Consider the following 24,849-nt stretch of genomic DNA (forward strand, 5'->3'; position numbering starts at 1 on the left):
GAGAAGAATCCCTCGCACCCTGTCAACGTCCCCGCCCGGCGTCTGGCGCATATGCTCTTGCGGGCAGGCGCGAGGCTTCAGTCGCCGGGCCGCCGGCAGATCAACAGATTTTGCTGGGCGCATGCTCGGCGTAACATGGCGGGATGTCTGATGCGACCCCGTTTTTCGATCTTTCCCGCCCCTTGCGCCTAGTTCTGGACACCAATGTGGTGATGGCCCTGTGGCATTTTGTTGACCCGAAGCTGGCGGAGCTGTCTGCCCTGGCCAGTTCCACGCGAGCCGTGCTGCTGACGCGCGCAGAATGCCTGGACGAGTTGCAGCGCGTGCTGGCGTATCGCCAGTTCGCCATTCCGGCCGAACGCCAGAAGGCCTTGCATGCAGATTATGTGGCGCTGACGCAGTGCCTGCCGGCTGCCGATGAGGTCCGGCAGGCGTTTGCCCTGACCTTGCCACGCTGCAAGGATCGCGACGATCAGAAATTCGTCAGCCTGGCCTGGGATGCGGACGCTGATGTGCTGGTGACCCGCGACAAGCTGTTGCTGGGGCTGGCGCGCAAGCCGCCTTTGCGTGAGCGCCTGAAGATACTCACGCCGGAGCGCCTGCAGCAGTTGTTGCGGCAAGCGGCGGATTGACGGCCTCAAGTTGCCGCGGTGTTGCGCCGTAAGTGCTCTGGAGCGGCGGCATGCTACCGGCCAGGCGGCGATGCCAGGGACGTACGTGCACATCAACGCCGCTCACCTGATTCAACGGCTGCCGGATCGCCCCGGCGGCCGTTTCCGTTTACGGGCCGCTCAGGCCAGCTGGCGGTACTTGCCGTTGAAGAACAGCAGCGGATCGCGTTCGGAACGGTCGCAGCGTTCCACCTCGCCGATGAACATCACATGATCGCCGCCCGGGTAACGCAGCGTGTTGCGGCATTCGAACACCGCGCAGCAGCCTGCCAGCACCGGCGCACCGCCCAGACCGGGCTCCCAGTCCACTCCCGCAAAGCGGTCGGCTACCTTGCTGGCAAACAGATTGGAGAGTGCCTCCTGATCGGCCGCCAGCACATTCACCGCGTAGTACTCGCAGGATTCCAGCACCTCGCGCACCGCGCTGGTATTGGTGAGGCTCCAGACGATCAGCGGCGGGTTCAGGGAGACGGAATTGAACGAGCTGACCGTCAGTCCGATCAGGCTGCCGTCGCTGGCGCGGGCGGTGATCACGGTGATGCCGGTAGCGAACATGCCCAGGGTGCGGCGGAACGTGGTCGAGTCGAAAGCGAGGGCAGGGGTACTCATGGATTTCTGGCGGGCAACAGCGGGGAAGGCGCGAATTATCCGCCAAAAGAGCGGCCTGCGGCGGAAGGCCGGTTTCCTGCGGCTTTGCCGGAGCGGGCTTGCGCAGATCAGGCCGGAGAGCCGCTTCTGGCGGATTTCTTCAGGCAGGCATGCTGAAGAGGCTTGTCGGGCGAGGCTCTTGAGGCATGTGCACCGGGAGTCATTGGCCGTGGCGGCTCTCGACGCATCATGCTGCCGCACTTGATGCTACCCTCGCCTAATGAGTGAATTCGCCGCAAAACTGATTGCCTGGCACGCGGACCACGGCCGCCACGACCTGCCCTGGCAGCACACCCAGGACCCTTACCGCGTCTGGCTTTCCGAGATCATGCTGCAGCAGACCCAGGTGGATACGGTGATTCCGTATTACCTGCGCTTTCTTGAGCACTTTCCGACAGTGGCGAGCCTGGCGGCGGCACCGCAGGACGCGGTGCTCGCCTTGTGGGCCGGGCTGGGCTACTACGCGCGGGCGCGCAATCTGCATCGGGCGGCGCAGGCGGTGATGAACGAACACGCCGGGGTATTTCCGCAAACCGCGGCTGCGCTGGCAGAGCTGCCCGGCATCGGGCGTTCCACCGCGGCGGCAATCGCCTCCTTCTGCTTTGGCGAGCGGGCGGCGATTCTCGATGGCAACGTGAAGCGCGTGCTGTGCCGGCATTTCGGCATCGAGGGCTTTCCGGGCGAGCGTGCGGTGGAGCAGCGTTTGTGGGCGCTGGCTGAATCGCTGCTGCCGGATGCGGGGATCGCCATCTATCCGCAGGCGCAGATGGATCTGGGGGCGACGATCTGCACGCGCAGCAAGCCGCGCTGCCTGCACTGCCCGGTCAGCGAAACCTGCGTTGCCCGCAGAACGGGGCAGGAAGCCGCTCTGCCGATGGCCCGCCCGAAGAAGGCCGTGCCGCAACGCTCTTGCGGCATGCTGCTCATAGAGGCAGGCGGGGCGCTGCTGCTGGAGCAGCGCCCGGCGGCCGGGATCTGGGGCGGCTTGTACAGCCTGCCGGAGATGGCCGAGGGCGAATCCGCCCCGCAGGCGGCCTTGCGGCGTCTCGGCCTGGCGCTGACGGGGTTTCAGGAGCAGGCCGGCCTGCGGCACAGCTTCAGTCATTTCACGCTGGACATCACGCCCTGGCGGGTCGAGCTGGCCCAGCTGCCCGCGGCGGCACATGACCCGGCCCTGCGCTGGGTGAGCCGGGATGAACTGGCTACGGTTGGCTTGCCGGCGCCGATCCGCAAGCTGCTGGAGCGCTGATCAGGCGCGCTGGCCGATCAGCGTGGCGGCCCGTGTCACGCACAGGTCGCAGATGTACACCGCGCTCGGGCCGGGCACCAGCATACTGACCTCGGACTGGCGCTTGCCGCAGAAGGAACAGCACGCCTCGTCCTCGTCGCGTTCGCGCAGCTGGCTGATGGCGTCGCTCAGCTCCAGCATGGTTTTGCTCAGCTCCAGCGAATTGCCAGTATTCATGCGGGCCTCCGGGGGCTTTTTCAGGATGCCAGATTATCCGGGGGCGGTAGCGCAGCGGCAGGATTCATGCTGCGGAAGTGCCAACTAGTTGGCACTTTCCGGGGCGCGTTCAGACCGGCGGATGGTGCCGCGGGTTCAGTGCATCAGGCGCTAGTCCTTGAGCAGCTCGTGCTCGACCAGGTATTCGTGAATGATCGCCAGGCGCAGATCCGCGTCCTCCAGTTCAAGCAGGCGCTGCCGCGCCAGATTCGGGATCGGCAGGATTTCGGCATAGCGGTAGCCGACCCAGGCGGCGTCGCCAAGTGCGTAAGGACGCGGGATCACCTTTTCCCCCGCATCCTGCAGCACCATCTGCAGCAAGGGCAGCATGGCCTCGTGATCAGCGCTGACCGCCTCGCCGGCCGGCTCATCAAACCATTGCACGATGCCGGTGATCACGCCGTGTTCATCGGCGCCCTGCTCCAGCACCCGGAAGCGTCGTCCGCCCCGCACGGTGAGGCCGAGAATGCCCGGCTCGCTCATGTCCCAATCCACGATCCGCGCTTCACAGCCGACCAGATGCGGCACGGCCGGGGTGCCGACCTCTTCGCCTTCGACAATCAGGCAGACACCGAAGGGGGCATCGGCCTTCATGCAGCCGGCAATCATGTCCAGGTAGCGCACCTCGAAAATCCGCAGGTTCAGGCGTCCGTGTGGAAAGAGCACACAGTTGAGCGGGAAGAGCGGCAGGCGCAGGGGTTCTGACATGGTGACAGGAAATCGGGAGTGGAGAGTCGGAAGTCGGAAAGCCCGCATATTGTACGCGGATGCCTGAAGGCCACGCCCCACTCCCATTTACAATCCGGTTCATGCACACCCAGCTTCCCCCGCCCGGCGCCGACGCGCTGGAACACTCCGCCCGCCTCGCCGCACGTATTGCCGATGAAATTCGTGGTGCCGATGGCTGGCTCAGCTTCGCCCGCTTCATGGAACTGGCCCTGTTTGCGCCGGGGCTGGGCTATTACAGCGGTGGTGCCCACAAATTCGGAGCGGACGGCGATTTCGTTACCGCGCCGGAAATCTCCCCCCTGTTTGGCCGTGCGCTGGCCGCGCAGGTGCAACAGGTGCTGGAAGCCTCCGCGCCGCATGTCATCGAAGTGGGGGCCGGCACCGGCCTGCTCGCCTGCGACCTGCTGCAGGAGCTGGAAGCGCGTGACTGCCTGCCCGAGCACTACGACATCATCGAACTCTCCGGCGAGCTGCGCGTGCGTCAGGCCGACAACCTGCGCGCGAAGCTGCCGCATCTGGCGGACCGGGTGCGCTGGCTGGATGCCCTGCCGGAAGCGTTCTCCGGCTGCATTCTGGCCAACGAAGTGCTGGATGTGATGTCGGTGCAGCTGGTGGTGTGGCGCGATGGCGTGATTTTCGAGCGCGGCGTGGTGCTGGATGAAACCGGGGGTTTCGGCTGGCAGGATCGTCCTGCCGAAGGCCGCCTGCTTGCCGCCGCACAAGCCCTGCCGGTCGAGATGCCGGAGGAGGGCGAGTACCTCAGCGAGATCTGTCTGGCCGCGCGGGCCTGGGTGGCCGAGTGGGCGCCACGCCTGCAGCAGGGGGCGATCATCCTGATCGACTACGGCTACCCGCAGGCCGAGTACTACCTGCCCAGCCGCAGCACCGGCACTCTGCAGTGCTACTACCGGCACCGCGCCCATCCGGACGTGCTGCTGTGGCCGGGCTTGAACGACATTACCTCTTTCGTCGACTTCACGGCCATCGCGGATGCTGCTTTCGCCGCGGGTCTGGCGGTCGAGGGCTACGCCAGTCAGGCCAGCTTCCTGACCGACTGCGGCCTGCTTGAGCTGCTGACTGCGATTGGCCCCAGCGATGAGGCGCCGTACCTGCGCGCGGCCCGTGCCGCCCTGCGCCTGATCGCCCCGCACGAGATGGGCGAGCTGTTCAAGGTGCTGATCCTCGGGCGCGGGCTGGAACTGCCCCTGCTGGGGCTGTGCAGCGGGGATCGGACTCACGCGCTGTAATTCAGGTCGCCTGAAGAGGCGCATGCAGCAAGGGTCTTCAGCGTATATGCCTGCTGACCCGCGTCGAACAAGGGTTCGCAGGCTGTCCGCCTGAAGATTCTTGTCAGAAGCGGCTCTGCGGGCCGTTCCGGGTGGTTTGCGTTGCAGCAAAGGGGCTGCCGTTGGTCCGCTGTTTTCATCCGGTCGTAACATCGGCCTCGCACAATGCGCGCATGTTTCTATCACTTTGGTCATAAACATGCGCGCCCTGAAATGTTCCCTGCTGCGTTTGGCCGCCGGTTTCTCCCTGCTGGCCCCGCTGGCCTGCAGTGCGCTGGCTGCGCCGAGCGCTCCGACAGTCTTGCCTATCGAAGCCGCCGGCAAGTTGCGCAGCCTTGCGCAACGGCAAGCCAAGCTCTATCTGCAGTTGAGGCTGGAGGTCGAGCCTGAGGCCAGCCAGCGTTGGCTGGCCGAGTCTGTACGCAGTTTTGACGAAAATCTGGCGCTGGTGGCGCGGGCTGCGCAAGGGGATGCGCCGACCGTGCGCATCGTCACCCGGATCACGACGCAGTGGGAGGGCTTTCGTCAGACCCTGAGCAGTCCACCCGATGCGCGCAAGGCGCAGAGCGTGGCGGCGGATGCCGAGCAGATTGCGCTGGCCGCACAAAGCCTGGCCCTGCGTTTCGATCTGGCTCAGGATTCGCCCGTGTTCCGGCTGGTCGATCTGGCTTCGCGCAACGACATGCTGGCTCAGCGTCTGGCCCGCATCTACATGCAGACCCGCGCCGGTCAAGGCGGCAAGGCCGCCGAAGTCGACATGGAGCAGACCCGCAAGGAGTTTGCCGCGGGCTTGAAAGCACTCAGCGATGCGGCCGAAAACACCCCCGCTATCCGTGCCAACCTCGAACTGGCCCGCCAGCAGTGGCTGTTCTTCGACATGGCGGTGAATGATCGGCAGAAAAGTTTCGATTTTGCCCGTCGCGATGTCGCCACCACCAGCGAGCGCATCAGCCAGATGATGACGGCGGCCGCGCAGGTGTATGGGCAGATGGCCGGCAGCAGCGCGGAGCCTGCAGCGCCGGCGGCTGCACGCAAGCGTTGAACGGAGAGGGCAGAATGCAGAAGCGGCGCCCGTGGCGCCGCTTCTGGTTTGAAAGCACAGGAGCCCGTGCTGCTATTCCTGCGCCCGGTAAAGACGCCGCATGAAGTCTTCCGTGTCGCATTCGGGTTCAGGCTGTGGCGGCTCGCGTTCAGGTAGCGGTGCGGCGTGCAGGCCCAGCACGCTCAGCAGCATCTGCGGCAGCCAGTTGGCGTTCAGCACCTCGTCGCCGTAGCGATCCATCTCTGTCAGGCAATTGCCCGTGATCGTGTTCATGATTTCGCCCTCTGTGTGCGAGGTTTGTCTGACCGCGGCTCCGTGTGCCGAATCCCGCGCCCTGTCAGGTTTAACGACGAGGTGACAGGAAACTTGATCCGCTTTGAAGAGCCGTTTTGCAAACACGCGTTACGCACACGAACGCAGCCTGCATGGCAGGATTTCATCTGCTTGGGCAAGGACTGGCAATATGACGATCGGGCTTCCCGGAGGGGCATCCGGGTTGTTCCCGGCGGGGGAAACCCTCGGGCCGCGATCAGAGGGTGGCGAAGAGTTCGCCCAGGCGCTCCGCCTGTTTGCAGTGCAGGGCCAGCAACAGCAGCACGCGCGCCTGCTGCGCGGTCCGGTCACCGGCGGCGATGCAGCCTGTCGCGGCATCATCCTCGTTGGTTTGTGGGCGTACGCCACCTGCCGCCACGCGGCTGGCGCGCACGATGTGCACGCCCTGGCTGAGGGCCTTGGCGATGGCCGCGCGCCAGCTGGCCGGAATGCTGCCGTGGCCGCTCAATGCCAGCACGATGCCGGCCGCGCCTGCCGTTACACAGGCGTCGATCAGATCCGGCGCCGCGCCCGCATGAGCGTAAAGGATGTCTACGCGCGGCAGGCTCTCTGGTTTGGGTAGTGCTCCATCAGCCGCTTGCAGCAAGGCTGTGCGGGCAGCTTGCGTGCACAGCCGCATGGACACTGACTCGCCGAGCACGCTGCCTGCCAGACCGCGTCCCGCGCGGCTCTGCAGGGCATCGACGGCGTGGGTGTGCTGTTTGACCAGATCATGTGCGGCGATCACCGCATCATTGGCGACGACCAGCACGCCCTGATTGCGCGCTGCCGGGCTGAGCGCCACGCAGGCCGCCTGCAGCAGATTCAGCGGCCCGTCGGAGGACAGGCTGGTGGCCGGGCGCATCGCCGCAGTCAGCACCACCGGCTTGCCAGCGGGCAGCAGCAGATGCAGGGCAAAAGCGGTTTCCTCCAGCGTGTCGGTGCCGTGGGTGACGACAATGCCGTCAATCGCCGGATCGTCGATCTGCCCCTGGATGCAGGCGGCCAGCTGCAGCCAGTGCGCGGGCTCGATGTCACGGCTGTCCAGCGCGAAGGGCTGCTCGATGTGCCAGTCTGCCAGGCGCCGCAACTCCTGCACCGCGCCCAGCAGCGATTCCGCCCCCAGCGTGGCTGCGGTGTAGCTGTCCTGGGCTCCGGTGCCGGCAATGGTGCCACCGGTGGCGATGAGGGCTAGGCGCATTTTCGGGCGTTGGAGCGGGAGGCAGGGAGTGGGCCGACTTTCAACTCCCTGCTCTCGACTTCCGGTCAGTGATTGAGGATCTTCGACAGGAATTGCTGTGCCCTGTCCGAGTGCGGTTTTCCGAAAAAGTCCTCTTTTGGTGCATCCTCGACGATCTGGCCGTGGTCCATGAAGACGACGCGGTGCGCGACCTTGCGGGCGAAACCCATTTCGTGGGTGACGACCATCATGGTCATGCCTTCATTGGCGAGGTCGACCATCACGTCGAGCACTTCGCTGATCATCTCGGGGTCGAGTGCCGAGGTGGGTTCGTCGAAGAGCATGCAGATCGGGTCCATCGACAGCGCGCGGGCGATCGCTACGCGCTGCTGCTGGCCGCCGGAGAGCTCGCCGGGGAACTTGTTGGCGTGCATCTTGATGCCCACGCGGTCGAGCAGCTTCATGCCGCGTTCGTGCGCTTCGTCAGCCGAGCGCCCGAGCACCTTGGTCTGGCCGATGGCCAGATTCTGGATGATGCTCATGTGCGGGAACAGCTCGAAGTGCTGGAACACCATGCCGACGTGCGAGCGCAGCTTGGGCAGATCCGTGGCGGGGTCATTGACCTGCGTGCCGTTGACGATGATCTTGCCCTGCTGAACGGGCTCCAGACCATTCACACACTTGATCAGGGTGGATTTGCCGGAGCCGGAGGGGCCGCAGACGACGACCACTTCGCCCTTGGCGATGTGCGTGCTGCAGTCGGTGAGTACCTGGAAATTGCCGTACCACTTGGAAACGTTCTGGATCTGGATCATGGCGGGGACCTAGCGAATGATGGCGATGCGCTTGTTCATGTACTTGACGAACATGGACAGCGAGAAGCAGATGACGAAATAGATCAGTGACACGAAGATCAGCATCTCGACCGTGCGACCGTAGAGTTTGCCGGTGTTGTCAGCCGCCTTGAGCAGGTCGGTGGCGCCGATGGCGTAGACCAGCGAGGTGTCCTGAAAGAGGATGAAGGTCTGGGTGAGCAGCACCGGGATCATGTTGCGGAAAGCTTGCGGCAGGATCACGTAGCCCATGGTCTGCCAGTAGGTCATGCCGATGGCAAAGCTGGCATTGATCTGGCCGCGCGGGATGCTCTGGATGCCGGCACGCATGATCTCGCTGTAGAACGCGGCCTGGAACAGGGTGAAGGTGATCAGTGCAGACGTTTCCGGCGTGATCTTGATGAAGAAGGGCGCGAGCAGGAAGAACCACAGGATCATCATCAGCAGCGGCACCGAGCGCATCAGGTCGACATAGGTCTTGGCCGCGAAGCCGAGCGTCTTGCCGCCGGACAGGCGCGCCAGTGCGAGCAGGGTGCCGATGATGATGCCGCCGAGCATGGCGGTGACGGTGAGTCTGAAGCTGAACATCAGCCCTTCCCAGATGTAGGGCAGGCTGGGCAGGATGACGGAGAAATCGAAATTGTTGAACATGGTCGTCGCCCCTTATTTCGCCACGATGAAGCCGGGCACGTGCGAGCGGCGTTCGATGACGCTCATCAGCAGATTGGCTGCGTAGGAGCAGATGATGTAGAGCACGGTTGGCACGATCAGGCTTTCGATAACCTGGCCGCCGGTTTCCTCGACCATCTGGCGAGAGACGAAGACCAGTTCCCACACGCCGACAGCGTAAGCCACGCCGGAGTTCTTGAAGGCATTCATGAATTCCGAGGTGAGTGGGGGGATGATGATGCGGAAGGCCATCGGCAGCAGCACGTAGCGATAGGTCTGGGCCTGGGTGAAGCCCAGCGCCAGCCCGGCACTGCGCTGACCGCGCGACAGGCTCTGGATGCCGGCGCGCACCTGCTCGGCAACGCGAGCCGAGGTGAACAGGCCCAGCGCCAGCACGGCGGTGATGAACTCCTTGGCGGGCATGTCCTGCTTGACCCACATCGACAGATCGCGGGGTAGCAGTTCGGGCACGACGAAGAACCAGATGAAGAGCTGCAGCAGGATCGGCACGTTGCGGAAAAACTCGACCCAGGCGTGGCCGATCAGGGCTATGCCGCGATGCGGCACGGTACGCAGGGTGCCAATGATGCTGCCCAGCGCGAGGGCAATGACCCAGGCGCACAACGAGATGGCGACCGTCCAGCCCAGACCATGGAGGATCCAGGTCAGATAGGTGACGTCGCCGGACGGGATGGTTTCAAAGAATACCCCCCAGTTCCACTTGTAGTTCAAAGCCATTCCCCTTCCTGATCACGCGCGGTGGCGAGCACCACCGCGCGTGCAGGTCATCACTTCTTGTAGTTTTCAGCCGGATTGTCGTTCGGATTGATGATGGCGGCCTTCAGCTGCTCGCTCATCGGCACCGAGAGGTTCACGCCCTTCGGAGGAATCGGCGAGTTGAACCATTTGGCATAGAGCTTGGTGAGCTGGCCGGTTTTCATCATGTTGGCGATGGTGGCGTGCACCAGACCCTTGAACTGCGGGTCATCCTTGCGCAGCATGATGGCGATCGGCTCGACCGACAGCGGCTCGCCGACAATGGCGTAATCCTGCGGCGTCTTGGAGTTGGCGATCAGGCCCATCAGCAGGTTGTCATCCATCACGAAGGCGACGGCACGATCAGTTTCCAGCATCAGGAAGGAGTCGGCGTGGTCCTTGCCATAGACTTCCTTGAAGTCGATGTTCTTGCCCTTTTCGTGCGAGCGGATGAGCTGCACGCTGGTGGTGCCGGTAGTGGTGGCGACCGGTTTTCCACTGAGCTGGTCCAGACTCTTGATGCCGGAGGATTTCTTCACCGCCATCAGTACGTTGGTGACGTAGGTGGTGGGTGCAAAGGCCACCTGCAACTGGCGTGCGGCGTTGTTGGTGGTGGAGCCACATTCCATATCAATGGTGCCGTTCACGATCAGCGGGATGCGGTTCTGCGAGGTGACGGCCTGGGTCTTGGTTTCCAGCTTGGGAAGCTGCAGGCGGGATTTCACCGCATCCACAACGGCATTACAGATGTCGATGTGATAGCCAATCGGCTTCTGGGTGGCATCAAGATAGGACAGCGGGAACGATGACTCGCGGATGCCCAGAGTGATGGTGTTGCTGTCCTTGATTTTCTTCAGCGTGCCATCCAGTTGCTGGGCGGTGGCGGTACTGGCGATCAGGCCCATGACGAGACCCAGAAGCAGGTGATGCTTTTGCATGATTCCTCCTAGAACGGAACAAACAGTGTGACGGAAGCGACACTGCGACGAATGCACGCGAAAATCGTACCAGTCTTGAGGCTAACCTGGAGATTCCCGACAGAAACAGTATAACTTTGGACTGTCGTCAGGTTTGTGTGATTTTGAGTCGGCGAAACCCGTGGTTCAGGGTTTGAAGCCGGCGAGGTAGGCGCTCACGCTCAGGCGGGTGACGCTGGCTATCTGGAAACGCCCAGGGGCGATCAACCAGTGGAAGCATAGGCCATCAACCAGACCGAACAGACCAACAGCGATTTTTTCGTTGTCCTGGGCCGGATCGAGTTGCCCCGCCTGCATTGCGAGCCGGACTTCTTCCGCCATCTGGGTGAGGCAGTCTTCGCGAACCCGCAGGAAGTGCCCGCGGGTGGATTCCAGTTCCTGGGTGAACTCGCAGCGCAGCATCAGGATGGTCATGAGCATGCGGACGGGTTCGTTGGTTTCGATGCACTCGGCAACCCAGCATGCCTTGCGCTGTATGCGGGCGAGCGGGTCCATGGCTTGCTGTTGCGCGACTTCGTCAAAGGCCTGCTGCATGGGCAGGGCGACGCGCTCCCAGAGCGCAGTCAGAAGGTCGCCCTTGTTTTCGAAGTGCCAGTAGATGGCTCCGCGAGTCAGTCCGGCGGCTTCGGCAATTTCATGTAGCGAGGAACTGGCGACGCCTTGTTCGCAAAACAGGCGTGCCGCAGCGTCCAGGAGCTGATTGCGGGTTGCCTGTGCTTCTTCTTTGGTTTTACGAACCATACTGATGAGGGGTGGCGAGTGAATTCATGTAAATCATGGTAGCGGATGATTTACATACATACAAGGATGTATGTATAGTTCACGCATCAACCGATGGTGCGAATTGCGAACCATCTCTGGATGCCCTCCTATTTCATTCCCCCGACAGGCTTGGTCTGTCTCAAAAGCGCAGTGGAGAGAACAACATGATGCAAATTGGCCAGAAAAACGGGCTGGTGCTGGCGGTGATGCTGGCGGCTTTGGCTGCCGGTGGCTGCAGCAAGGGTCAGCAAGGAGCTGCGGGTGCCGGCGCAGGACAGATGCCGCCCGCCGAAGTCGGTGTGGTGACGCTGGAGGCGGCGACAGTGGGGCTCTCGACGGAGCTGGCCGGGCGCACATCGGCGTACGCAATTGCCGAGATCCGCCCGCAGGTTGGTGGCATCATCCAGCAGCGCGCGTTCACCGAAGGCGGTGACGTGAAAGCGGGGCAGACGCTGTATCAGATTGATCCGGCAAGCTTCCAGAACGCATTCGACAGCGCCAAGGCGGCACTGGCCCGCTCCGAAGCCAGTCTGGCCACGGCACGCCTGAAGGCCGAGCGCTACAAGGATCTGGTGGCCATCAAGGCTGTCAGCCAACAGGATTTTGACGATGCACAGGCCACATTCAAGCAGGCCGAAGCCAGTGTAGCTGCCGACAAGGCCGCACTCGACACTGCGCGCATCAACCTCGGCTACACCCATGTAGCTGCACCCATTTCCGGGCGTGTTGGCCGCTCCTCGGTGACGCAGGGCGCACTGGTGACGGCCAATCAGGCTACCGCGCTGGCAACTGTGCAGCAGCTTGATCCGATCTACGTGGATGTCACCCAGTCAGCCGCCGATCTGATGCGCCTGAAGCGCGATCTGGCCAGTGGTGTCCTCAAGCGTGCCGGCAATGGCCAGGCGCGGGTTCGTCTGCTGCTGGAAGATGGCAGTGCCTATCCACTGGAAGGCAAGCTGGCATTTACCGATGTGTCGGTGGATGCCGGTACCGGCAGCGTGACCGTACGTGCCGTGTTCCCGAACCCGAAGCAGGATCTGCTGCCGGGCATGTTTGTGCGTGCCGTGCTTGAAACGGGCGCGCGCGAGCAAAGCATCCTGGTGCCGCAACAGGCCGTGACCCGCAACACCAAGGGCGAGGCGGTGGTCATGGTGGTCGCTCCGGAAGGCAAATTCATGCCGCGCGTGATCAAGACCGAGCAGGCCATGGGTGACAAGTGGCTGGTCAGTGCCGGTGTGCAGCCGGGTGATCAGGTCATCGTCGAAGGTCTGCAGCGCCTGCGTCCCGGTGTGGTGATCAAGCCGGTGCCTGTTGGTGCCGCTTCGGCTCCCGCCGCCAGCGCACCGGCCGCCGGCCGCTGAGAAGGAGAAGATTCATGGCACGTTTTTTCATTGATCGCCCGATCTTTGCATGGGTGATCGCGCTGGTCATCATGCTGGCCGGCGCCTTGTCGATCGAAACCCTGCCGGTTTCGCAGTACCCGACGATTGCGCCGCCGACGGTGTCCATCTCCGCGACCTATCCTGGTGCCTCGGCCAAGACCCTTGAAGATTCGGTGACCCAGATCATCGAGCAGAAAATGAAGGGTCTGGACGGGCTGCTGTACATGTCGTCCGCCAGTGACTCCTCCGGCAGCGTGAGCATCACCCTGACGTTTGCTGCCGGCACCAATGCCGACATCGCCCAGGTGCAGGTGCAGAACAAGCTGCAGACGGCCTTGTCGATGTTGCCGCAAGAGGTGCAGAAGCAGGGTGTGACGGTAGCCAAAACTTCCAGCAGTTTCCTGATGGTGGTTGGTTTTGTGTCGGAAGATGGCAGCATGGGTCAGACCGACCTTTCCGACTACATGGTTGCCAATGTGATCGATCCGCTCAGTCGCGTGGAGGGTGTCGGTGAAGTCCAGCTGTTCGGGTCCCAGTACGCCATGCGCATCTGGATCGATCCGGCCAAGCTCAACAACTTCAAGCTCACCCCCGCAGACGTCAAGAGCGCGATCAGCGCACAGAATGTCCAGGTCTCGGCCGGCCAGCTCGGCGGTACGCCCGCAGTGCCGGGCCAGCAGCTGAATGCCACGATCAATGTGCAGAGCCGTTTGCAGACGCCGGAGCAATTCGGCCAGATCATCCTGCGCAGCAATGCAGACGGATCCACGGTACGACTCAAGGATGTGGCACGCGCCGAGCTGGGCGGTGAAAACTATGGTGTGGTGGCCCGCTTCAAGGGCAAGCCGGCATCTGGTCTGGCCGTCAAGCTGGCCTCCAACGCTAATGCCCTGGCAACCGCCAAGGGCGTGAAGGCGAAGATCGACGAGATGTCGAAATTCTTCCCCAAGGGCATGACGGCCGTAGTGCCTTATGACACCACCCCGTTCGTACAGACTTCGATCAAGGAAGTGGTGTGGACCCTGATCGAAGCCGTGGTGCTGGTGTTCCTGGTGATGTGGCTGTTCCTGCAGAACCTGCGTGCCACCCTGATTCCGACGATTGCCGTACCGGTGGTGCTGCTGGGGACGTTCGGTGTGCTTGCGGCGTTTGGGTACTCGATCAACACCCTCACCATGTTCGGGCTGGTGCTGGCCATCGGTCTGCTCGTGGATGACGCCATCGTGGTGGTGGAGAACGTCGAACGGGTGATGAGCGAAGAGGGACTGTCGCCTTACGAGGCCACCAAGAAGTCGATGGATCAGATTACCGGCGCTCTGGTGGGTATTGCGCTGGTGCTCTCGGCGGTGTTTGTGCCGATGGCCTTCTTTGGCGGCTCGACCGGTGTGATCTATCGTCAGTTCTCGATCACCATTGTTTCGGCCATGGTGCTGTCGGTGGTCGTCGCCCTGGTGCTGACTCCGGCGCTGTGCTCGACCCTGCTCAAGCCGATTCATCAGGGTGAGCATTTCAGCGAAAACTGGTTCTTCCGCGGCTTCAACCGCATGTTCGATGCTGGCGTGCTGCGCTACACCCGTGCGGTGGGGAACATGCTCGGCAAGCGCACGCGCTATCTGCTGGTGTATGGCCTGATCGTGGTCGGTATGGGGGTGCTGTTCATGCGCCTGCCGACGGCCTTCCTGCCGGATGAAGATCAGGGCGTGTTGTTCACCATTGTCCAGTTGCCGGCCGGTGCTACACAGGAACGGACTGTCGAGGTGCTCAAGCAGGTTGAGGAACACTTCCTGACCAAGGAAACCGAAGCTGTCGAGTCCATCTTCACTGCCGCTGGTTTCAGCTTCGCAGGCAGCGGGCAGAACACGGGTCTGGCCTTCGTCAAGCTCAAACCCTGGGATGAGCGTCCGCGTGCAGATCTGCGCGTCAAGCCGATTGCCGGCCGTGCCATGATGGCCTTCTCGCAGATTCGTGACGCGATGGTGTTTGCCATGGCTCCGCCTGCTGTGGCCGAACTCGGCAACGCCAGCGGCTTTGACGTGAAGCTGCAGGACCGTACCGGTGTCGGGCACGAGACCCTGATGGCCGCGCGTAACCAGTTCCTTGGTATGGCGATGCAAAGCAAGGTGCTGACCGGGGTGCGTCCGAATGGTCAGGATGATACGCCGCAATACCAGGTGGATATCGATTCGGCGCGTGCCACGGCCATGGGCCTGTCGCTTTCCGATATCAATGACACGCTGGCAACGGCCTGGGGTAGTGCTTACGTCAACGACTTCGTCGACAAGGGGCGCGTCAAGCGTGTGTACATGCAGGGCGAGGCCGCCTCACGCATGCTGCCGGAAGATCTGGACAAGTGGTTCGTGCGCAATGCCAAGGGTCAGATGGTGCCGTTCTCCGCTTTTGCCAAGGCGCACTGGTCCTATGGTTCGCCGCGTCTGGAGCGTTACAACGGCAATCCTTCGGTTCAGCTTGTGGGGCAGCCGGCGCCGGGCAAGAGTACCGGTGACGCCATGGCCGAGGTCGAGCGGATTGCTGCCAGCCTGCCGGAAGGCATCGGTTACGAATGGACCGGGATTTCCTACGAGGAGCGTCAGGCTGGCTCGCAGGCGCCAGCCCTGTATGCCATCTCGCTGCTGGTGGTGTTCCTGAGTCTGGCTGCGTTGTACGAGAGCTGGTCGGTGCCTTTCTCGGTGATCCTGGTGGTGCCGCTAGGTGTGATCGGGGCGCTGCTGGCGGCCAGCGGACGTGGTTTGTCGAACGATGTGTTCTTCCAGGTCGGCCTGCTCACCACGATTGGTCTGGCGTCGAAAAACGCGATTCTGATCGTCGAGTTTGCGCGGCAGTTGCAGGACGAAGGCATGGACATTATCGAGGCTACGCTGCTGGCGGTGAAACAGCGTCTGCGTCCGATCCTGATGACTTCGCTGGCTTTCGGCCTCGGGGTGCTGCCGCTGGCGATTGCTACCGGCGCCGGCTCGGGTGGGCAGAACGCCATCGGTACCGGTGTGCTCGGCGGGATGATTACCGCGACCATACTCGGGATATTCTGGGTTCCGGTGTTCTTCGTGGCGGTGCGCAAGCTGTTCAAGGGCAAGGTGCCGCGCTATGCGCAGGCTCACCAGCAGGAGAAGCAACAATGATGAACAAGACCGGTTTGAGTTTCGCGGTCGCAATGGCCTGCCTTGCCGCAGGCTGCACGATGGCCCCGACCTATGAGCGCCCCGCTGCGCCGGTGGCTTCCGCCTGGCAAGGCGCGGAGCAGAACGGCCGGGCTGCGGCCGACATCGGCTGGCAGGAGTATTTTGCCGATGGGCAGTTGCGCGGGGTGATCGAACTGGCGCTGAGCAACAACCGCGATCTGCGCGTTGCCATTGCCAACATCGACAAGGCCCGTGCGCAGTACCAGATCCAGCGCGCCAACCTGATGCCGGCGGTGAATGCCACGGCCGGTGAAACGGCCTCACGCACCACGGCAGCAATGTCCACGACCGGGCAGGAGCGGGTTACGCGGACCTACTCCGCTGGTGTTGGCTTTGCCAGCTACGAGCTGGATGTGTTCGGCCGCGTGCGCAGCCTCAAGGATCAGGCGCTGGCCCAGTATCTGGCCACCGAGGAAGTGCGTCGCAGCGTGCAGATCAGTCTCGTTGCCGAAGTCGCTAACGCTTGGCTGACGCTGGGCGCCGACCGCGAACGTCTGCAACTGGCTCAGGCCACGCTGCAGGCGCAGCGCGATTCGCTCGCGCTGGTGCAACGGCGCTACGACGTAGGTACGGCCTCCGGTCTCGATCTGGCACAGGCCAAAACCAGCGTCGAATCCGCACGGATCGACGCGGCGCGCTACACCAGCCAGGTCGCGATGGATGAAAATGCCCTGACCCTGCTCGCAGGGACGGGCGTTCCGGCCGATCTGCAGCCGAAGCTGCTGGTTGCTCAGGCGATGGCGCAAGCCGAGCTGCCTGCGGGCCTGCCGGCAGAAACCCTGCTGCGCCGGCCTGACGTTCTGCAGGCCGAGCAGCAGTTGATTGCTGCCAACGCCAACATCGGAGCGGCGCGTGCGGCCTTCTTCCCGCGGATCAGTTTGACGGCCTCGACCGGATTCATCAGCCCTGCGCTGGAGGATCTGTTCACCGGCGCTGCGCGCACCTGGAGTTTCGCTCCGCAGATCAGCATCCCGATCTTCAATGGCGGTGCCAATCGTGCCAATCTCGACGCGGCCAATGCCAGCAAGGTGGCGCAGGTGGCAACGTATGAGAAGGCCGTGCAGAGCGCCTTCCGCGAAGTGGCCGATGCGCTGGCCCAGCGCGCCACCATCGGTGAGCAGCTTGACGCGCAAACCGCGCTGAATGCCGCTACCGACGACGCCCTGCGCCTGTCGCAAGCACGTTACGACAAAGGCGTGGCCGGCTATCTGACGGTGCTCGATTCCCAGCGCAGCCAGTACGCCGCCCAGCAGAGCCTGATCAGTACCCGTCTGGCCCGCCAGAGCAATCAGGTCACGCTGTACAAGGTCCTGGGTGGCGGCGTGAAAGAGTAATTGCCGTCGTTCGCCAGAACAAAACGGCCACTGGATTCCAGTGGCCGTTTTTACATTCAGGTGAGCGCGAGCGTTCGGTGGGGGTCTGGCGCATTACCGGATGATGCCGCGGAGAGCCGCTTGCGACGGGCTTCTGCAGCATGCCGTGCTGCAGAAGCCCGGCCGTAAAGCGTCTTGCGGCATATTGCCCGAAGAGGCCCGCTGCACGGGGCTCTTTGGCTGCCGGCCGGTCCCCGGTTCTGCGTTTCCAAATGTCGCTGGCGACTTACTTCGCTGCTGCAAGCAGCCCCTTGCCGATTTCCTCGCTCAGTCGCGCCAGTGCTTCGCTCTGCGCTGCCACGGCGGCTGGCGGGCTGCCATCCCTGGCTTGTACGCGGATCTCGCTGCCGCGCTCGCCGAGCAATTCTTTACGGTCCCGGCCGACGATGCGCCAGCGTGCGCGCAGCACCGTCGTGCCTTGCGCGCTGGTGTCGAACTGCAGCACTTCGAGGGGGACATGGATGGCCGGAGCGTCATTCAGCGGCCAGGGGTGAGACTGCAGGCGCTGCGGGTTGAGCTGGCGAACGAGGTTGTCGCGCAGAACGCGTTCAAAGCCGGCGTCCAGCGGTTCTGCCCAGCGATCATTCTCGGCCGTTTCGATGCTGCCGGCATCCAGCCGGATGACGAGCTGGCGACGATTCAGATAGTCAGGCCATTTGAGCGGGCCGATGCCGATGCTGCTGTTCAGGCCGGCAGTCTGGCTCGCCCCGGCTTGCGGACTGAGCTGATACAGGTGCACCGCCTGTGGCGGGGCGATGCTGCAGGCAGCGAGCAGGGTGACGAGCAGGCCCGTGGCGCTGAGGCGCAGAGTGAAATGCTTCATGGCGTGGGCTCCTTGCGGGGCGTGGGTTTCCTGCCGAAGAGCAGGGAGTTGGGCTGGCGGTCCAGCGTGTCGGAAAGGTCCTGCAAGGCGCGGGCGGCTTCCTTGAGTTCCTTCAGCGTCTGGCTGGCATTGTGCAACGCCGGGCCGCCTTCGCTGGCCAGTTCGCTGAAGGTGGCGGTGGCCTTGCTCAGATCGTCCGCGGCTTGCCTGAGGCTGGCGAGTGGCGCCGCGGTCTGGTCGGTGAAGCCGGCGAGCTTGTCGGCTGAGGCGCCAACGGCATCCATGTTGCGCGTGACGGTGCTCAGCGTCCGGTCCAGATTCTGCGCCAGCGGGTCGATGCGCTGGTCCAGCTTGGCACTGACGGATTTGAGCGAGCTCAGGGTGGCGTCCAGATTCTTCAGCGAGTTGGCCAGCTCCGGGCTGCGCACGAAGCTGCGGGTCGTGTCGGCAATGGCGGCCACATCATTGAGCAGCCCTTCGATATCGATCTGCTGCAGCTTGTTGGCGATCTCCTGCACGGGCGAAGGAATGGTCGGAATTTCCGGCAGGCGCTTGCTGGGCGCGCGGTAGACCAGCGGCTTGTCGGGGTGGAAGTCGAGTTCGATGTAAAGCTGGCCGGTGAGCAGGCTCTGGGTGGCCAGCTGGGCGCGCAGGCCCCGGTCGATCAGCTCGGTCGGGTCTGGCGCTTCTTCCTCGGCGGTGTTGCCATTCACGTCCAGCAGCTTTTTCGGCAGTCCCTCCACCGTCACCGGGATGACCAGCTGGCGGCGTCCGCCGTCATAGCGCAGGTCGATGCGCTGCACGCTGCCGATCTGCACGCCACGGAATACCACCGGGGCGCCGATCTGCAGACCGTACACGGAGCCTTCGAAGTACAGGACGTAGCGCGGTTTGTTGACGAAGAAATTGCTGCCGGTGAACAGGATGATGCCCGCCACGATGAGGATCATCGCGCCGAAGACGAAGGCGCCGATCAGGGTGGGATTGGAGCGCTGGCTCATGAGGATTCTCCACGCGAGAGGAAGTTGCGCACGGCCTCCGGGCCGTGCGCAGCGAGGTGTTTCGGGTCGCCGCTGGCGATCATGGTTTTGCTGTCCGCATCGAGGAAGACCGAATTGTTGGCTACCGCAAAAATGCTTGGCAGCTCATGGGTGACCAGCACGACGGTGGCGCCCAGACTGTCGCGCAGTTCGAGGATCAGTTCATCGAGCCGGCGTGAGCTGAGCGGATCGAGGCCTGCCGAAGGTTCATCGAAGAACAGGATCTCGGGATTCAGCGCCATCGCACGGGCGAGCCCGGCGCGCTTCTTCATGCCGCCGGAGATCTCGGATGGATAGTAGTGCTCGAAGCCGGCCAAACCTACCAGAGCGAGCTTGGTGCTGACGATTTCACGAATGGCGGCGGCCGGCAGGGCGGTGAACTCCTCCAGCGGCAGGGCCACATTTTCGGCGAGGGTCAGCGAGCTCCACAGCGCGCCGGCCTGGAACAGCACACCGAAGCGGCGTTTGAGCGCATCCTGCCCGGCCTCTGTGGCGGCCCAGAAATCCTCTTCGCCATAGCAGACACTGCCTGCCTTGGGGGCCTGCAGACCGATCAGGTGACGCAGCAGGGTGCTCTTGCCGCAGCCGCTGCCGCCCATGATCACGAAGATGTCGCCGCGCTGCACCTCAAAGCTGAGGTCGCGCTGGATGACATTGTCACCGTAGGCCATGGTGAGCTGGCGGATGGAAATGGCGACTTCACTCATCTCACCACCCCAGCCGCTGGAAGATGATGGTCAGCACCGAGGCCGACACGGTGATCAGCAGGATGCTGGTAACCACCGCCGAGGTCGTCGCTTCGCCGACTGCCTGCGCGCTGCGCCCGCATTCCATGCCGCGCCAGCAGCCGGCGAAGGCCACCAGTGCGCCGTACACGGTGCCCTTGAACATGCCGATGAGGATATGCGCCCAGGAGAGCGCCAGCACGGTTTCGTTCAGGTATTCGCGAATGCCGACGCCGAACACGGTGGTGGCGATCAGCATGCCCGCACCGATGCCGACCACGCCGGCGTACAGGGTCAGCAGCGGCACCATCAGGACGAGGGCGATCAGGCGCGGCAGGACGAGGTAGTCGATGGGCGACAGTCCCAGGGTGCGGTAGGCGTCGATTTCTTCGTTGACCTGCATGGTGCCGATCTGCGCGGCGTAGGCTGCACCGGTGCGGCCGGCGAGAATCACACCGGTCATCAGCGCACCGATCTCGCGCACCATGCCGATGGCGACCAGATCCGCGATGTAGATCTGCGCGCCGAACTGGGCCAGCTGCACCGCGCCCATGTAGGCGAGGATGGTGCCGACCAGAAAACTGATCAGCGAGGAGATCGGCAATGCCCGCGGGCCATTGGCCTCGATCAGCCAGAGCAGGTCGCGCCGGCGGAAACGCGCCTTGCCGATCAGCAGACGGGCAAAGGACTGGGTGATCTCGCCGGTGAAGCGCAGCGCGCGGGGCAGGTCGGCCCACAGATGCAGGGCGATCAGGCCGAGGCTGGCAAAGAAACCGGGCGCCGTGTCGGTCGGGTGATCGGTGCGCGGCGGCACGGCCAGCGCGAGCGCGAGCAGTCGCTGCGTTCCTTCGGGAAGCCCGGTGGTATCGAGGGCCAGTCCGCGTGCGCTGGCGGCGCGGCTGAAGCTGATCAGCCAGGCGAGCAGGGCGCCGTCGCTTTCCGAGAGGCTGTCTGCTGTCAGACGCACCCCGGAAAGGCCCGCCCATAGCGGCTCTTCAGGCATGCCTGGGGCCGCGTCAGACCAGTTCCAGGCGCCGGACAGGCGCACCTGCAGCAGCGTGTCCTGGCGCTCGAATGTGGCGTGGGGAGAGGTGGGGCTTGGGCTCATGGCAGATGGATCGGGCCGGAAGTCCGCATATTACTGTGCTGGCGGGCAAGCGGGGCTGCTCGGGTGGGCAAGCTGCCTGCAGCAGAGTCCCGCTGATCGGGTGCTGGGCGGGAGTTTGTGCCGGTGGTATCGGCGTTGGCCGCTGAAGGAGCGTCCTTCTGCGCACCCGGCACTCAGCACTTTAATATTCCCCGCGTAGAATCCTGTCCGCACCCATTCCGGATTTCGATCATGCCTTTCCTGATTGCCCTGCTGGCTGGCGCCCTGAGCGTGCTGGCCTATGCGCCCTTCGAACAGTTCTGGCTGATGCCACTGTGCTGGGGCGTGCTCTACCAGTTGCTGCGGCAGGACGAGGTGCGCCCCGGTCGGGGGTTCCTGCTCGGTTGGGCCTGGGGGCTTGGTGCGCTGTTCGCCGGTCTGTGCTGGCTGGTGGTGGCGCTGTATCGCTTCGGCGGCATTTCGGCGCCGCTCTCGGTGTTCCTGATCCTGCTGTTCAGCGCAGCCCTGGCGTTGTATCCGGCGCTGGCCGCGGCACTCTTCGTGCGCTTGCGCAGCCGGGTGTGGGGCGTGCGGGTGCTGCTGATGGTGGCGTGCTGGATGGGCGCCGAACTGCTGCGTGGCCAGCTGTTCCCCGCCTTCCCGTGGCTGGCGGTGGGTTATACGCAAACTCCGCCCAGCCCGCTGGCCGGTTGGGCGCCGGTGTTCGGCGTGTATGGCGTGGGTTTCCTGCTGCTGCTGGTGTCGGCCTTGTTTGTCGAGGCCTGGTTTGATGCCGTTCTGCGCCGTCGCGCGCTGCTGTTGGCGACATTGATCTGCGTCGCGGGGGCGGGCTTGCGTGTGATCGAGTGGACGAGCCCGGTGGGCGCGCCGGTGAAGGTCGCGCTGATCCAGCCGAATGTGGCGCAGGATCAGAAGTGGCGCAGCGAAACGCTGATGGCGCAGCTGCAGCTGAATGTGGATCTGCTGCGGCAGCATCCGGCACAGATCATGGTGATGCCGGAGAGCAGCCTGCCTCTCTTCGAATCGAATTTGCCCCCGGGCTATCTGGAGCTGGTCGAGCGCGACGCACGGGCCGCCGGTGGTGATGCGATTCTCGGGGTGTTCACCAGTGATGCTCAGGGCGGCGTCTTCAACAGCGTGATCAGTCGTGGCACGAGCCCGGTGCAGCACTACAGCAAGAATCATCTGGTGCCATTCGGCGAATTCCAGCCCTGGGGTTTTGGCTGGTTCTTCAAGCTGGCGAGCATTCCGATGGCCGATCAGACGCCGGGCGGCGATCACCAGCCCCTGCTTGAGATGGCAGGCCAGAAAATTGCCATGAACATCTGCTACGAAGACGTGTTCGGCGAAGAATTGCGCAGCGCACTCCCCGAGGCGACACTGATGCTCAACGTGTCGAATCTGGCTTGGTATGGCGACTCGCATGCCCAGCCACAGCATCTGCAGATGTCACGGATGCGTGCGCTGGAGTCGGGCCGCCCGCAATTGCGCTCGACCAACACCGGCATGACCGGGGTGGTCAATCCGGATGGCTCGGTGGCCGAGGTGCTGGCGCCCTTCACTCAGGGGGCGGTGGTGCGCGAGGTGCGCGGCTATCAGGGGCGCACGCCCTTCATCTGGATGGGCGACTGGCTCGTGAAAATCGCTGTGCTGGCGATCCTGCTGTGGGGGCTGGGGCGGCAGCGGCGGCGGTGAGGGGCCGGCCTGAAGAGTCGCTGCTGGCGTGGCTTTCAGGCCGATATGCCTGAAAGCCTGCGTGGTGCAATGATCTGCATCGACGGTGCCTGAAGAAGCCCGCTGCATGCGGCTCTTCAGGCAGGTGCCGGATTATTTTCTGGGTGCCAGTTCTGCGCCCAGATCGTCCCACCAGAGTTTGTCGGTCAGTGACGGAGCCTTGTCGGAGAGCTGCGGATTGGCGAGGCGGAAGACGCGGCGGCCGGACAGGTTGATATCCGCCAGCACCAGTTTCTTGTAGGTCAGATAGCGGCGCTCGAACTCCCCGGATCGGGCCAGGCGGCGCAAACCGTCTTCGATGCGCTCGGCCATCTTTTCGCCATCCTTGTTGCGCGGCACGAAGAAATAGCGCGGCATCGGATAGGCCAGCACCATGTTTTTCTCGATGCTGAGCCCAGGCACCTGGGCCCTGTGGCCTTCCCACTCCGAGTAGATCTCGTTTACGCCGCGCGAGAACAGATCGAAACGGTTGATGCCCAGCATCTGGAACAGGCCCTCGTAGTTGTCGGCGATCACCACGTTGAACTGGTTGGCCTCCAGAATCTTCACGTCGGTCCACGGCGAGGCCTGACCGATCGAGAATTTCTTCAGCTCGTCCAGGCTTTTCACCGCATCCAGTTTTGCCTGAGTCGGCGGCATGATCAGGAACAGGCGATAGCCGAGCAGACCTTTGTCCAGCGGGATCGGAATGGCGCGCATTCGGGCTTCGAGATCGAGATTGGTCGCGCGCGCTACGATATTGACCCGGCCCTTTTCGCCTGCTTCCACTTCAGCCGCCGCACGCTGGAAGTTCATCGGCGTGCCATAAGACACCACTTTGTAGTCGCCATACTTGGCCTTGTTCGCCTGCAGGGCGGCTTCGAGCAGCTCCCAGTAGTAGGTGTGGCGCTGATCATTGAGGTTTTCCGGCGGCGGATGGATGAAGCTCATCGGCTCGGCAGCGCGTGCCGGCAGAGCACTCATGGCAAGCACGGCAAGGCTCAGGCACAGCATGTTTTTCAGCATGATCAAGACCTTTCGGGCTCCGGGCTTTTCAATATAAGCAAATGGATTGCGATCATGATATTGCGGCCTGCCCGTAGGGGCCCTCTTGCCTGTAAAATCGCGTCTTTCCGCTTTGTGCTGGCCCGGCCTTTGCCGCCGGCCCACCCGATATGAACGCCAAACCCAGTTTTCAGGACATCATCCTCACGCTCCAGTCGTACTGGGGCAGCCGCGGCTGCGCCCTGCTGCAGCCCTACGACATGGAAGTCGGCGCCGGCACCAGCCACACCGCCACTTTCCTGCGCGCCATCGGCCCGGAGCCCTGGCGCGCCGCCTATGTGCAGCCGAGCCGTCGCCCCAAGGATGGCCGCTACGGCGAGAACCCCAACCGCATGCAGCACTACTACCAGTTCCAGGTGGTGCTCAAGCCGGCACCGGCCAACATCCTTGACCTGTATCTGGGCTCGCTCGAAGCGCTGGGTTTCGACCTGAAGAAGAACGACGTGCGCTTCGTTGAGGACGACTGGGAGAACCCCACCCTCGGCGCCTGGGGGCTGGGCTGGGAAGTGTGGATGAACGGCATGGAAGTCACCCAGTTCACCTACTTCCAGCAGGTTGGCGGTATCGACTGCAAGCCGATCACCGGCGAAATCACCTACGGCATCGAGCGGCTGGCGATGTATCTGCAGGGCGTGGAAAACGTCTTCGATCTGGTGTGGACCACCTGGGAAGAAAATGGTCAGACCCGTGTGCTGAAGTACGGCGACGTGTTCCACCAGAACGAAGTCGAGCAATCGACCTACAACTTCGAGCATTCCGACGCTGAATTCCTGTTCACTGCCTTCGGCGCGCACGAGAAGCAGGCCAAACACCTGATGGAGCAGAAGCTGGCCCTGCCGGCGTATGAGCAGGTGCTCAAGGCCGCACACACCTTCAACCTGCTGGATGCGCGTGGCGCCATCTCGGTGACCGAGCGTGCAGCCTACATCGGTCGCATCCGCAATCTGGCCCGCAGTGTGGCCGCCGCGTATCTGGAAAGCCGCGAGCGCCTGGGCTTCCCGATGGCTCCCCGAGAATGGGTCGCAGACCTCCCCAAGAAGGAGGCGGAATAATC

General features: G+C 63.5%; 24 protein-coding genes. 9 read left to right on the forward strand and 15 right to left on the reverse strand.

The window, feature by feature from the left end; all coding sequences use genetic code 11:
- Positions 1 to 143: 143 nt before the first annotated feature.
- Positions 144 to 632 carry a putative toxin-antitoxin system toxin component, PIN family gene (locus Q9Q94_RS07615; RefSeq protein WP_305979427.1) on the forward strand — a complete coding sequence of 163 codons (489 nt, stop codon included), beginning with the start codon at positions 144 to 146 and terminating at the stop codon, positions 630 to 632.
- Positions 633 to 791: 159 nt separating this feature from the next.
- Here Q9Q94_RS07615 and Q9Q94_RS07620 read toward each other — a convergent pair whose 3' ends face one another.
- Positions 792 to 1,280: a flavin reductase family protein gene (locus tag Q9Q94_RS07620; RefSeq protein WP_305979428.1), complete on the reverse strand. Its 489-nt coding sequence runs from the start codon at positions 1,278 to 1,280 to the stop codon at positions 792 to 794.
- Between the two features lie 259 nt (positions 1,281 to 1,539).
- Between Q9Q94_RS07620 and mutY the strand changes: the two genes are divergently transcribed.
- The gene (mutY, locus tag Q9Q94_RS07625) at positions 1,540 to 2,568 is read left to right on the forward strand and encodes an A/G-specific adenine glycosylase (RefSeq protein ID WP_305979429.1); all 1,029 of its coding nucleotides are present in this window, start codon (positions 1,540 to 1,542) and stop codon (positions 2,566 to 2,568) included.
- Here mutY and Q9Q94_RS07630 read toward each other — a convergent pair whose 3' ends face one another.
- Positions 2,569 to 2,784 (reverse strand): ClpX C4-type zinc finger protein, encoded by a 216-nt coding sequence (locus Q9Q94_RS07630; protein WP_305979430.1) that lies wholly within the window; start codon positions 2,782 to 2,784, stop codon positions 2,569 to 2,571.
- A 150-nt stretch (positions 2,785 to 2,934) separates the two neighbouring features.
- Complete coding sequence (locus Q9Q94_RS07635; protein ID WP_305979431.1) at positions 2,935 to 3,531, reverse strand: LON peptidase substrate-binding domain-containing protein; 597 nt, start codon at positions 3,529 to 3,531, stop codon at positions 2,935 to 2,937.
- Between the two features lie 101 nt (positions 3,532 to 3,632).
- Between Q9Q94_RS07635 and Q9Q94_RS07640 the strand changes: the two genes are divergently transcribed.
- A complete protein-coding gene (locus Q9Q94_RS07640) occupies positions 3,633 to 4,799 on the forward strand; it encodes a class I SAM-dependent methyltransferase (protein WP_305979432.1) in 1,167 nt (388 codons plus the stop codon).
- A gap of 238 nt (positions 4,800 to 5,037) precedes the next feature.
- Entirely contained in the window at positions 5,038 to 5,880 is an 843-nt protein-coding gene (locus tag Q9Q94_RS07645; protein ID WP_305979433.1) for a hypothetical protein, read from the forward strand.
- A 72-nt stretch (positions 5,881 to 5,952) separates the two neighbouring features.
- Here Q9Q94_RS07645 and Q9Q94_RS07650 read toward each other — a convergent pair whose 3' ends face one another.
- The 7 genes from Q9Q94_RS07650 to Q9Q94_RS07680 form a co-directional block, all read right to left on the reverse strand.
- Positions 5,953 to 6,153, reverse strand: coding sequence for a hypothetical protein (locus Q9Q94_RS07650; RefSeq protein WP_305979434.1), 201 nt, complete (start codon positions 6,151 to 6,153; stop codon positions 5,953 to 5,955).
- 256 nt (positions 6,154 to 6,409) lie between these two features.
- Positions 6,410 to 7,393 carry an asparaginase gene (locus Q9Q94_RS07655; protein ID WP_305979435.1) on the reverse strand — a complete coding sequence of 328 codons (984 nt, stop codon included), beginning with the start codon at positions 7,391 to 7,393 and terminating at the stop codon, positions 6,410 to 6,412.
- Positions 7,394 to 7,458: 65 nt separating this feature from the next.
- Positions 7,459 to 8,187 carry an amino acid ABC transporter ATP-binding protein gene (locus Q9Q94_RS07660; protein WP_305979436.1) on the reverse strand — a complete coding sequence of 243 codons (729 nt, stop codon included), beginning with the start codon at positions 8,185 to 8,187 and terminating at the stop codon, positions 7,459 to 7,461.
- 9 nt (positions 8,188 to 8,196) lie between these two features.
- Positions 8,197 to 8,856: an amino acid ABC transporter permease gene (locus Q9Q94_RS07665; protein WP_305979437.1), complete on the reverse strand. Its 660-nt coding sequence runs from the start codon at positions 8,854 to 8,856 to the stop codon at positions 8,197 to 8,199.
- 12 nt (positions 8,857 to 8,868) lie between these two features.
- Positions 8,869 to 9,612 (reverse strand): amino acid ABC transporter permease, encoded by a 744-nt coding sequence (locus tag Q9Q94_RS07670; RefSeq protein ID WP_305979438.1) that lies wholly within the window; start codon positions 9,610 to 9,612, stop codon positions 8,869 to 8,871.
- Positions 9,613 to 9,662: 50 nt separating this feature from the next.
- Positions 9,663 to 10,568 (reverse strand): transporter substrate-binding domain-containing protein, encoded by a 906-nt coding sequence (locus Q9Q94_RS07675; RefSeq protein ID WP_305979439.1) that lies wholly within the window; start codon positions 10,566 to 10,568, stop codon positions 9,663 to 9,665.
- Between the two features lie 165 nt (positions 10,569 to 10,733).
- Positions 10,734 to 11,348, reverse strand: a complete 615-nt coding sequence (locus Q9Q94_RS07680; protein ID WP_305979440.1) for a TetR family transcriptional regulator — start codon at positions 11,346 to 11,348, stop codon at positions 10,734 to 10,736.
- Positions 11,349 to 11,533: 185 nt separating this feature from the next.
- On the opposite strand from Q9Q94_RS07680, the gene Q9Q94_RS07685 reads away from it, so the two are divergent.
- The 3 genes from Q9Q94_RS07685 to Q9Q94_RS07695 are packed head-to-tail and all read left to right on the forward strand — an operon-like array spanning position 11,534 to position 17,282.
- Complete coding sequence (locus Q9Q94_RS07685; RefSeq protein WP_371929822.1) at positions 11,534 to 12,730, forward strand: efflux RND transporter periplasmic adaptor subunit; 1,197 nt, start codon at positions 11,534 to 11,536, stop codon at positions 12,728 to 12,730.
- 14 nt (positions 12,731 to 12,744) lie between these two features.
- Positions 12,745 to 15,888: an efflux RND transporter permease subunit gene (locus Q9Q94_RS07690; protein ID WP_305979441.1), complete on the forward strand. Its 3,144-nt coding sequence runs from the start codon at positions 12,745 to 12,747 to the stop codon at positions 15,886 to 15,888.
- Positions 15,885 to 17,282 carry an efflux transporter outer membrane subunit gene (locus tag Q9Q94_RS07695; protein WP_305979442.1) on the forward strand — a complete coding sequence of 466 codons (1,398 nt, stop codon included), beginning with the start codon at positions 15,885 to 15,887 and terminating at the stop codon, positions 17,280 to 17,282. Before Q9Q94_RS07690 ends, Q9Q94_RS07695 begins: the two co-directional genes overlap by 4 nt.
- Before the next feature lie 265 nt (positions 17,283 to 17,547).
- On the opposite strand, the gene Q9Q94_RS07700 is transcribed toward Q9Q94_RS07695, so the two are convergent.
- Genes Q9Q94_RS07700 through Q9Q94_RS07715 form a run of 4 tightly spaced genes read right to left on the reverse strand, consistent with a single transcriptional unit; the run spans position 17,548 to position 21,017 of the window.
- Positions 17,548 to 18,144 carry a membrane integrity-associated transporter subunit PqiC gene (locus Q9Q94_RS07700; RefSeq protein WP_305979443.1) on the reverse strand — a complete coding sequence of 199 codons (597 nt, stop codon included), beginning with the start codon at positions 18,142 to 18,144 and terminating at the stop codon, positions 17,548 to 17,550.
- Positions 18,141 to 19,145 (reverse strand): MlaD family protein, encoded by a 1,005-nt coding sequence (locus Q9Q94_RS07705; protein ID WP_305979444.1) that lies wholly within the window; start codon positions 19,143 to 19,145, stop codon positions 18,141 to 18,143. The genes Q9Q94_RS07700 and Q9Q94_RS07705 overlap by 4 nt, the downstream gene beginning before the upstream one ends.
- Entirely contained in the window at positions 19,142 to 19,891 is a 750-nt protein-coding gene (locus Q9Q94_RS07710) for an ABC transporter ATP-binding protein (RefSeq protein WP_305979445.1), read from the reverse strand. The genes Q9Q94_RS07705 and Q9Q94_RS07710 overlap by 4 nt, the downstream gene beginning before the upstream one ends.
- Before the next feature lies 1 nt (position 19,892).
- Entirely contained in the window at positions 19,893 to 21,017 is a 1,125-nt protein-coding gene (locus Q9Q94_RS07715) for an ABC transporter permease (RefSeq protein WP_305979446.1), read from the reverse strand.
- Positions 21,018 to 21,248: 231 nt separating this feature from the next.
- Here Q9Q94_RS07715 and lnt point away from each other — a divergent pair, with 231 nt between their 5' ends.
- Positions 21,249 to 22,712, forward strand: coding sequence for an apolipoprotein N-acyltransferase (lnt, locus tag Q9Q94_RS07720; protein WP_305979447.1), 1,464 nt, complete (start codon positions 21,249 to 21,251; stop codon positions 22,710 to 22,712).
- 132 nt (positions 22,713 to 22,844) lie between these two features.
- Here the strand turns inward: lnt and Q9Q94_RS07725 are convergent, their stop codons facing one another.
- On the reverse strand, positions 22,845 to 23,756 hold the full coding sequence (locus Q9Q94_RS07725; protein ID WP_305979448.1) for a hypothetical protein: 912 nt from the start codon (positions 23,754 to 23,756) through the stop codon (positions 22,845 to 22,847).
- 149 nt (positions 23,757 to 23,905) lie between these two features.
- Between Q9Q94_RS07725 and glyQ the strand changes: the two genes are divergently transcribed.
- Positions 23,906 to 24,847 carry a glycine--tRNA ligase subunit alpha gene (gene glyQ / locus Q9Q94_RS07730; protein ID WP_305979449.1) on the forward strand — a complete coding sequence of 314 codons (942 nt, stop codon included), beginning with the start codon at positions 23,906 to 23,908 and terminating at the stop codon, positions 24,845 to 24,847.
- The last annotated feature ends 2 nt before the right edge of the window (positions 24,848 to 24,849 follow it).

It is taken from the genome of Uliginosibacterium sp. 31-16, assembly GCF_030730865.1.
Taxonomy (GTDB): Bacteria; Pseudomonadota; Gammaproteobacteria; order Burkholderiales; family Rhodocyclaceae; genus Uliginosibacterium.

Excerpts from the sequence above, each read along its gene's own strand:
- Q9Q94_RS07695 (WP_305979442.1), top strand. The coding sequence starts at position 15,885 with ATGATGAACAAGACCGGTTTGAGTTTCGCGGTCGCAATGGCCTGCCTT.
- Q9Q94_RS07710 (WP_305979445.1), bottom strand. The coding sequence starts at position 19,891 with ATGAGTGAAGTCGCCATTTCCATCCGCCAGCTCACCATGGCCTACGGT.
- Q9Q94_RS07675 (WP_305979439.1), bottom strand. The coding sequence starts at position 10,568 with ATGCAAAAGCATCACCTGCTTCTGGGTCTCGTCATGGGCCTGATCGCC.
- Q9Q94_RS07660 (WP_305979436.1), bottom strand. The coding sequence starts at position 8,187 with ATGATCCAGATCCAGAACGTTTCCAAGTGGTACGGCAATTTCCAGGTA.
- glyQ (WP_305979449.1), top strand. The coding sequence starts at position 23,906 with ATGAACGCCAAACCCAGTTTTCAGGACATCATCCTCACGCTCCAGTCG.
- Q9Q94_RS07725 (WP_305979448.1), bottom strand. The coding sequence starts at position 23,756 with ATGCTGAAAAACATGCTGTGCCTGAGCCTTGCCGTGCTTGCCATGAGT.
- Q9Q94_RS07655 (WP_305979435.1), bottom strand. The coding sequence starts at position 7,393 with ATGCGCCTAGCCCTCATCGCCACCGGTGGCACCATTGCCGGCACCGGA.
- Q9Q94_RS07665 (WP_305979437.1), bottom strand. The coding sequence starts at position 8,856 with ATGTTCAACAATTTCGATTTCTCCGTCATCCTGCCCAGCCTGCCCTAC.
- Q9Q94_RS07640 (WP_305979432.1), top strand. The coding sequence starts at position 3,633 with ATGCACACCCAGCTTCCCCCGCCCGGCGCCGACGCGCTGGAACACTCC.
- Q9Q94_RS07670 (WP_305979438.1), bottom strand. The coding sequence starts at position 9,612 with ATGGCTTTGAACTACAAGTGGAACTGGGGGGTATTCTTTGAAACCATC.
- Q9Q94_RS07620 (WP_305979428.1), bottom strand. The coding sequence starts at position 1,280 with ATGAGTACCCCTGCCCTCGCTTTCGACTCGACCACGTTCCGCCGCACC.
- Q9Q94_RS07700 (WP_305979443.1), bottom strand. The coding sequence starts at position 18,144 with ATGAAGCATTTCACTCTGCGCCTCAGCGCCACGGGCCTGCTCGTCACC.
- Q9Q94_RS07630 (WP_305979430.1), bottom strand. The coding sequence starts at position 2,784 with ATGAATACTGGCAATTCGCTGGAGCTGAGCAAAACCATGCTGGAGCTG.
- Q9Q94_RS07645 (WP_305979433.1), top strand. The coding sequence starts at position 5,038 with ATGCGCGCCCTGAAATGTTCCCTGCTGCGTTTGGCCGCCGGTTTCTCC.
- Q9Q94_RS07650 (WP_305979434.1), bottom strand. The coding sequence starts at position 6,153 with ATGAACACGATCACGGGCAATTGCCTGACAGAGATGGATCGCTACGGC.
- lnt (WP_305979447.1), top strand. The coding sequence starts at position 21,249 with ATGCCTTTCCTGATTGCCCTGCTGGCTGGCGCCCTGAGCGTGCTGGCC.
- Q9Q94_RS07615 (WP_305979427.1), top strand. The coding sequence starts at position 144 with ATGTCTGATGCGACCCCGTTTTTCGATCTTTCCCGCCCCTTGCGCCTA.
- mutY (WP_305979429.1), top strand. The coding sequence starts at position 1,540 with ATGAGTGAATTCGCCGCAAAACTGATTGCCTGGCACGCGGACCACGGC.
- Q9Q94_RS07690 (WP_305979441.1), top strand. The coding sequence starts at position 12,745 with ATGGCACGTTTTTTCATTGATCGCCCGATCTTTGCATGGGTGATCGCG.
- Q9Q94_RS07705 (WP_305979444.1), bottom strand. The coding sequence starts at position 19,145 with ATGAGCCAGCGCTCCAATCCCACCCTGATCGGCGCCTTCGTCTTCGGC.
- Q9Q94_RS07685 (WP_371929822.1), top strand. The coding sequence starts at position 11,534 with ATGATGCAAATTGGCCAGAAAAACGGGCTGGTGCTGGCGGTGATGCTG.
- Q9Q94_RS07715 (WP_305979446.1), bottom strand. The coding sequence starts at position 21,017 with ATGAGCCCAAGCCCCACCTCTCCCCACGCCACATTCGAGCGCCAGGAC.
- Q9Q94_RS07635 (WP_305979431.1), bottom strand. The coding sequence starts at position 3,531 with ATGTCAGAACCCCTGCGCCTGCCGCTCTTCCCGCTCAACTGTGTGCTC.
- Q9Q94_RS07680 (WP_305979440.1), bottom strand. The coding sequence starts at position 11,348 with ATGGTTCGTAAAACCAAAGAAGAAGCACAGGCAACCCGCAATCAGCTC.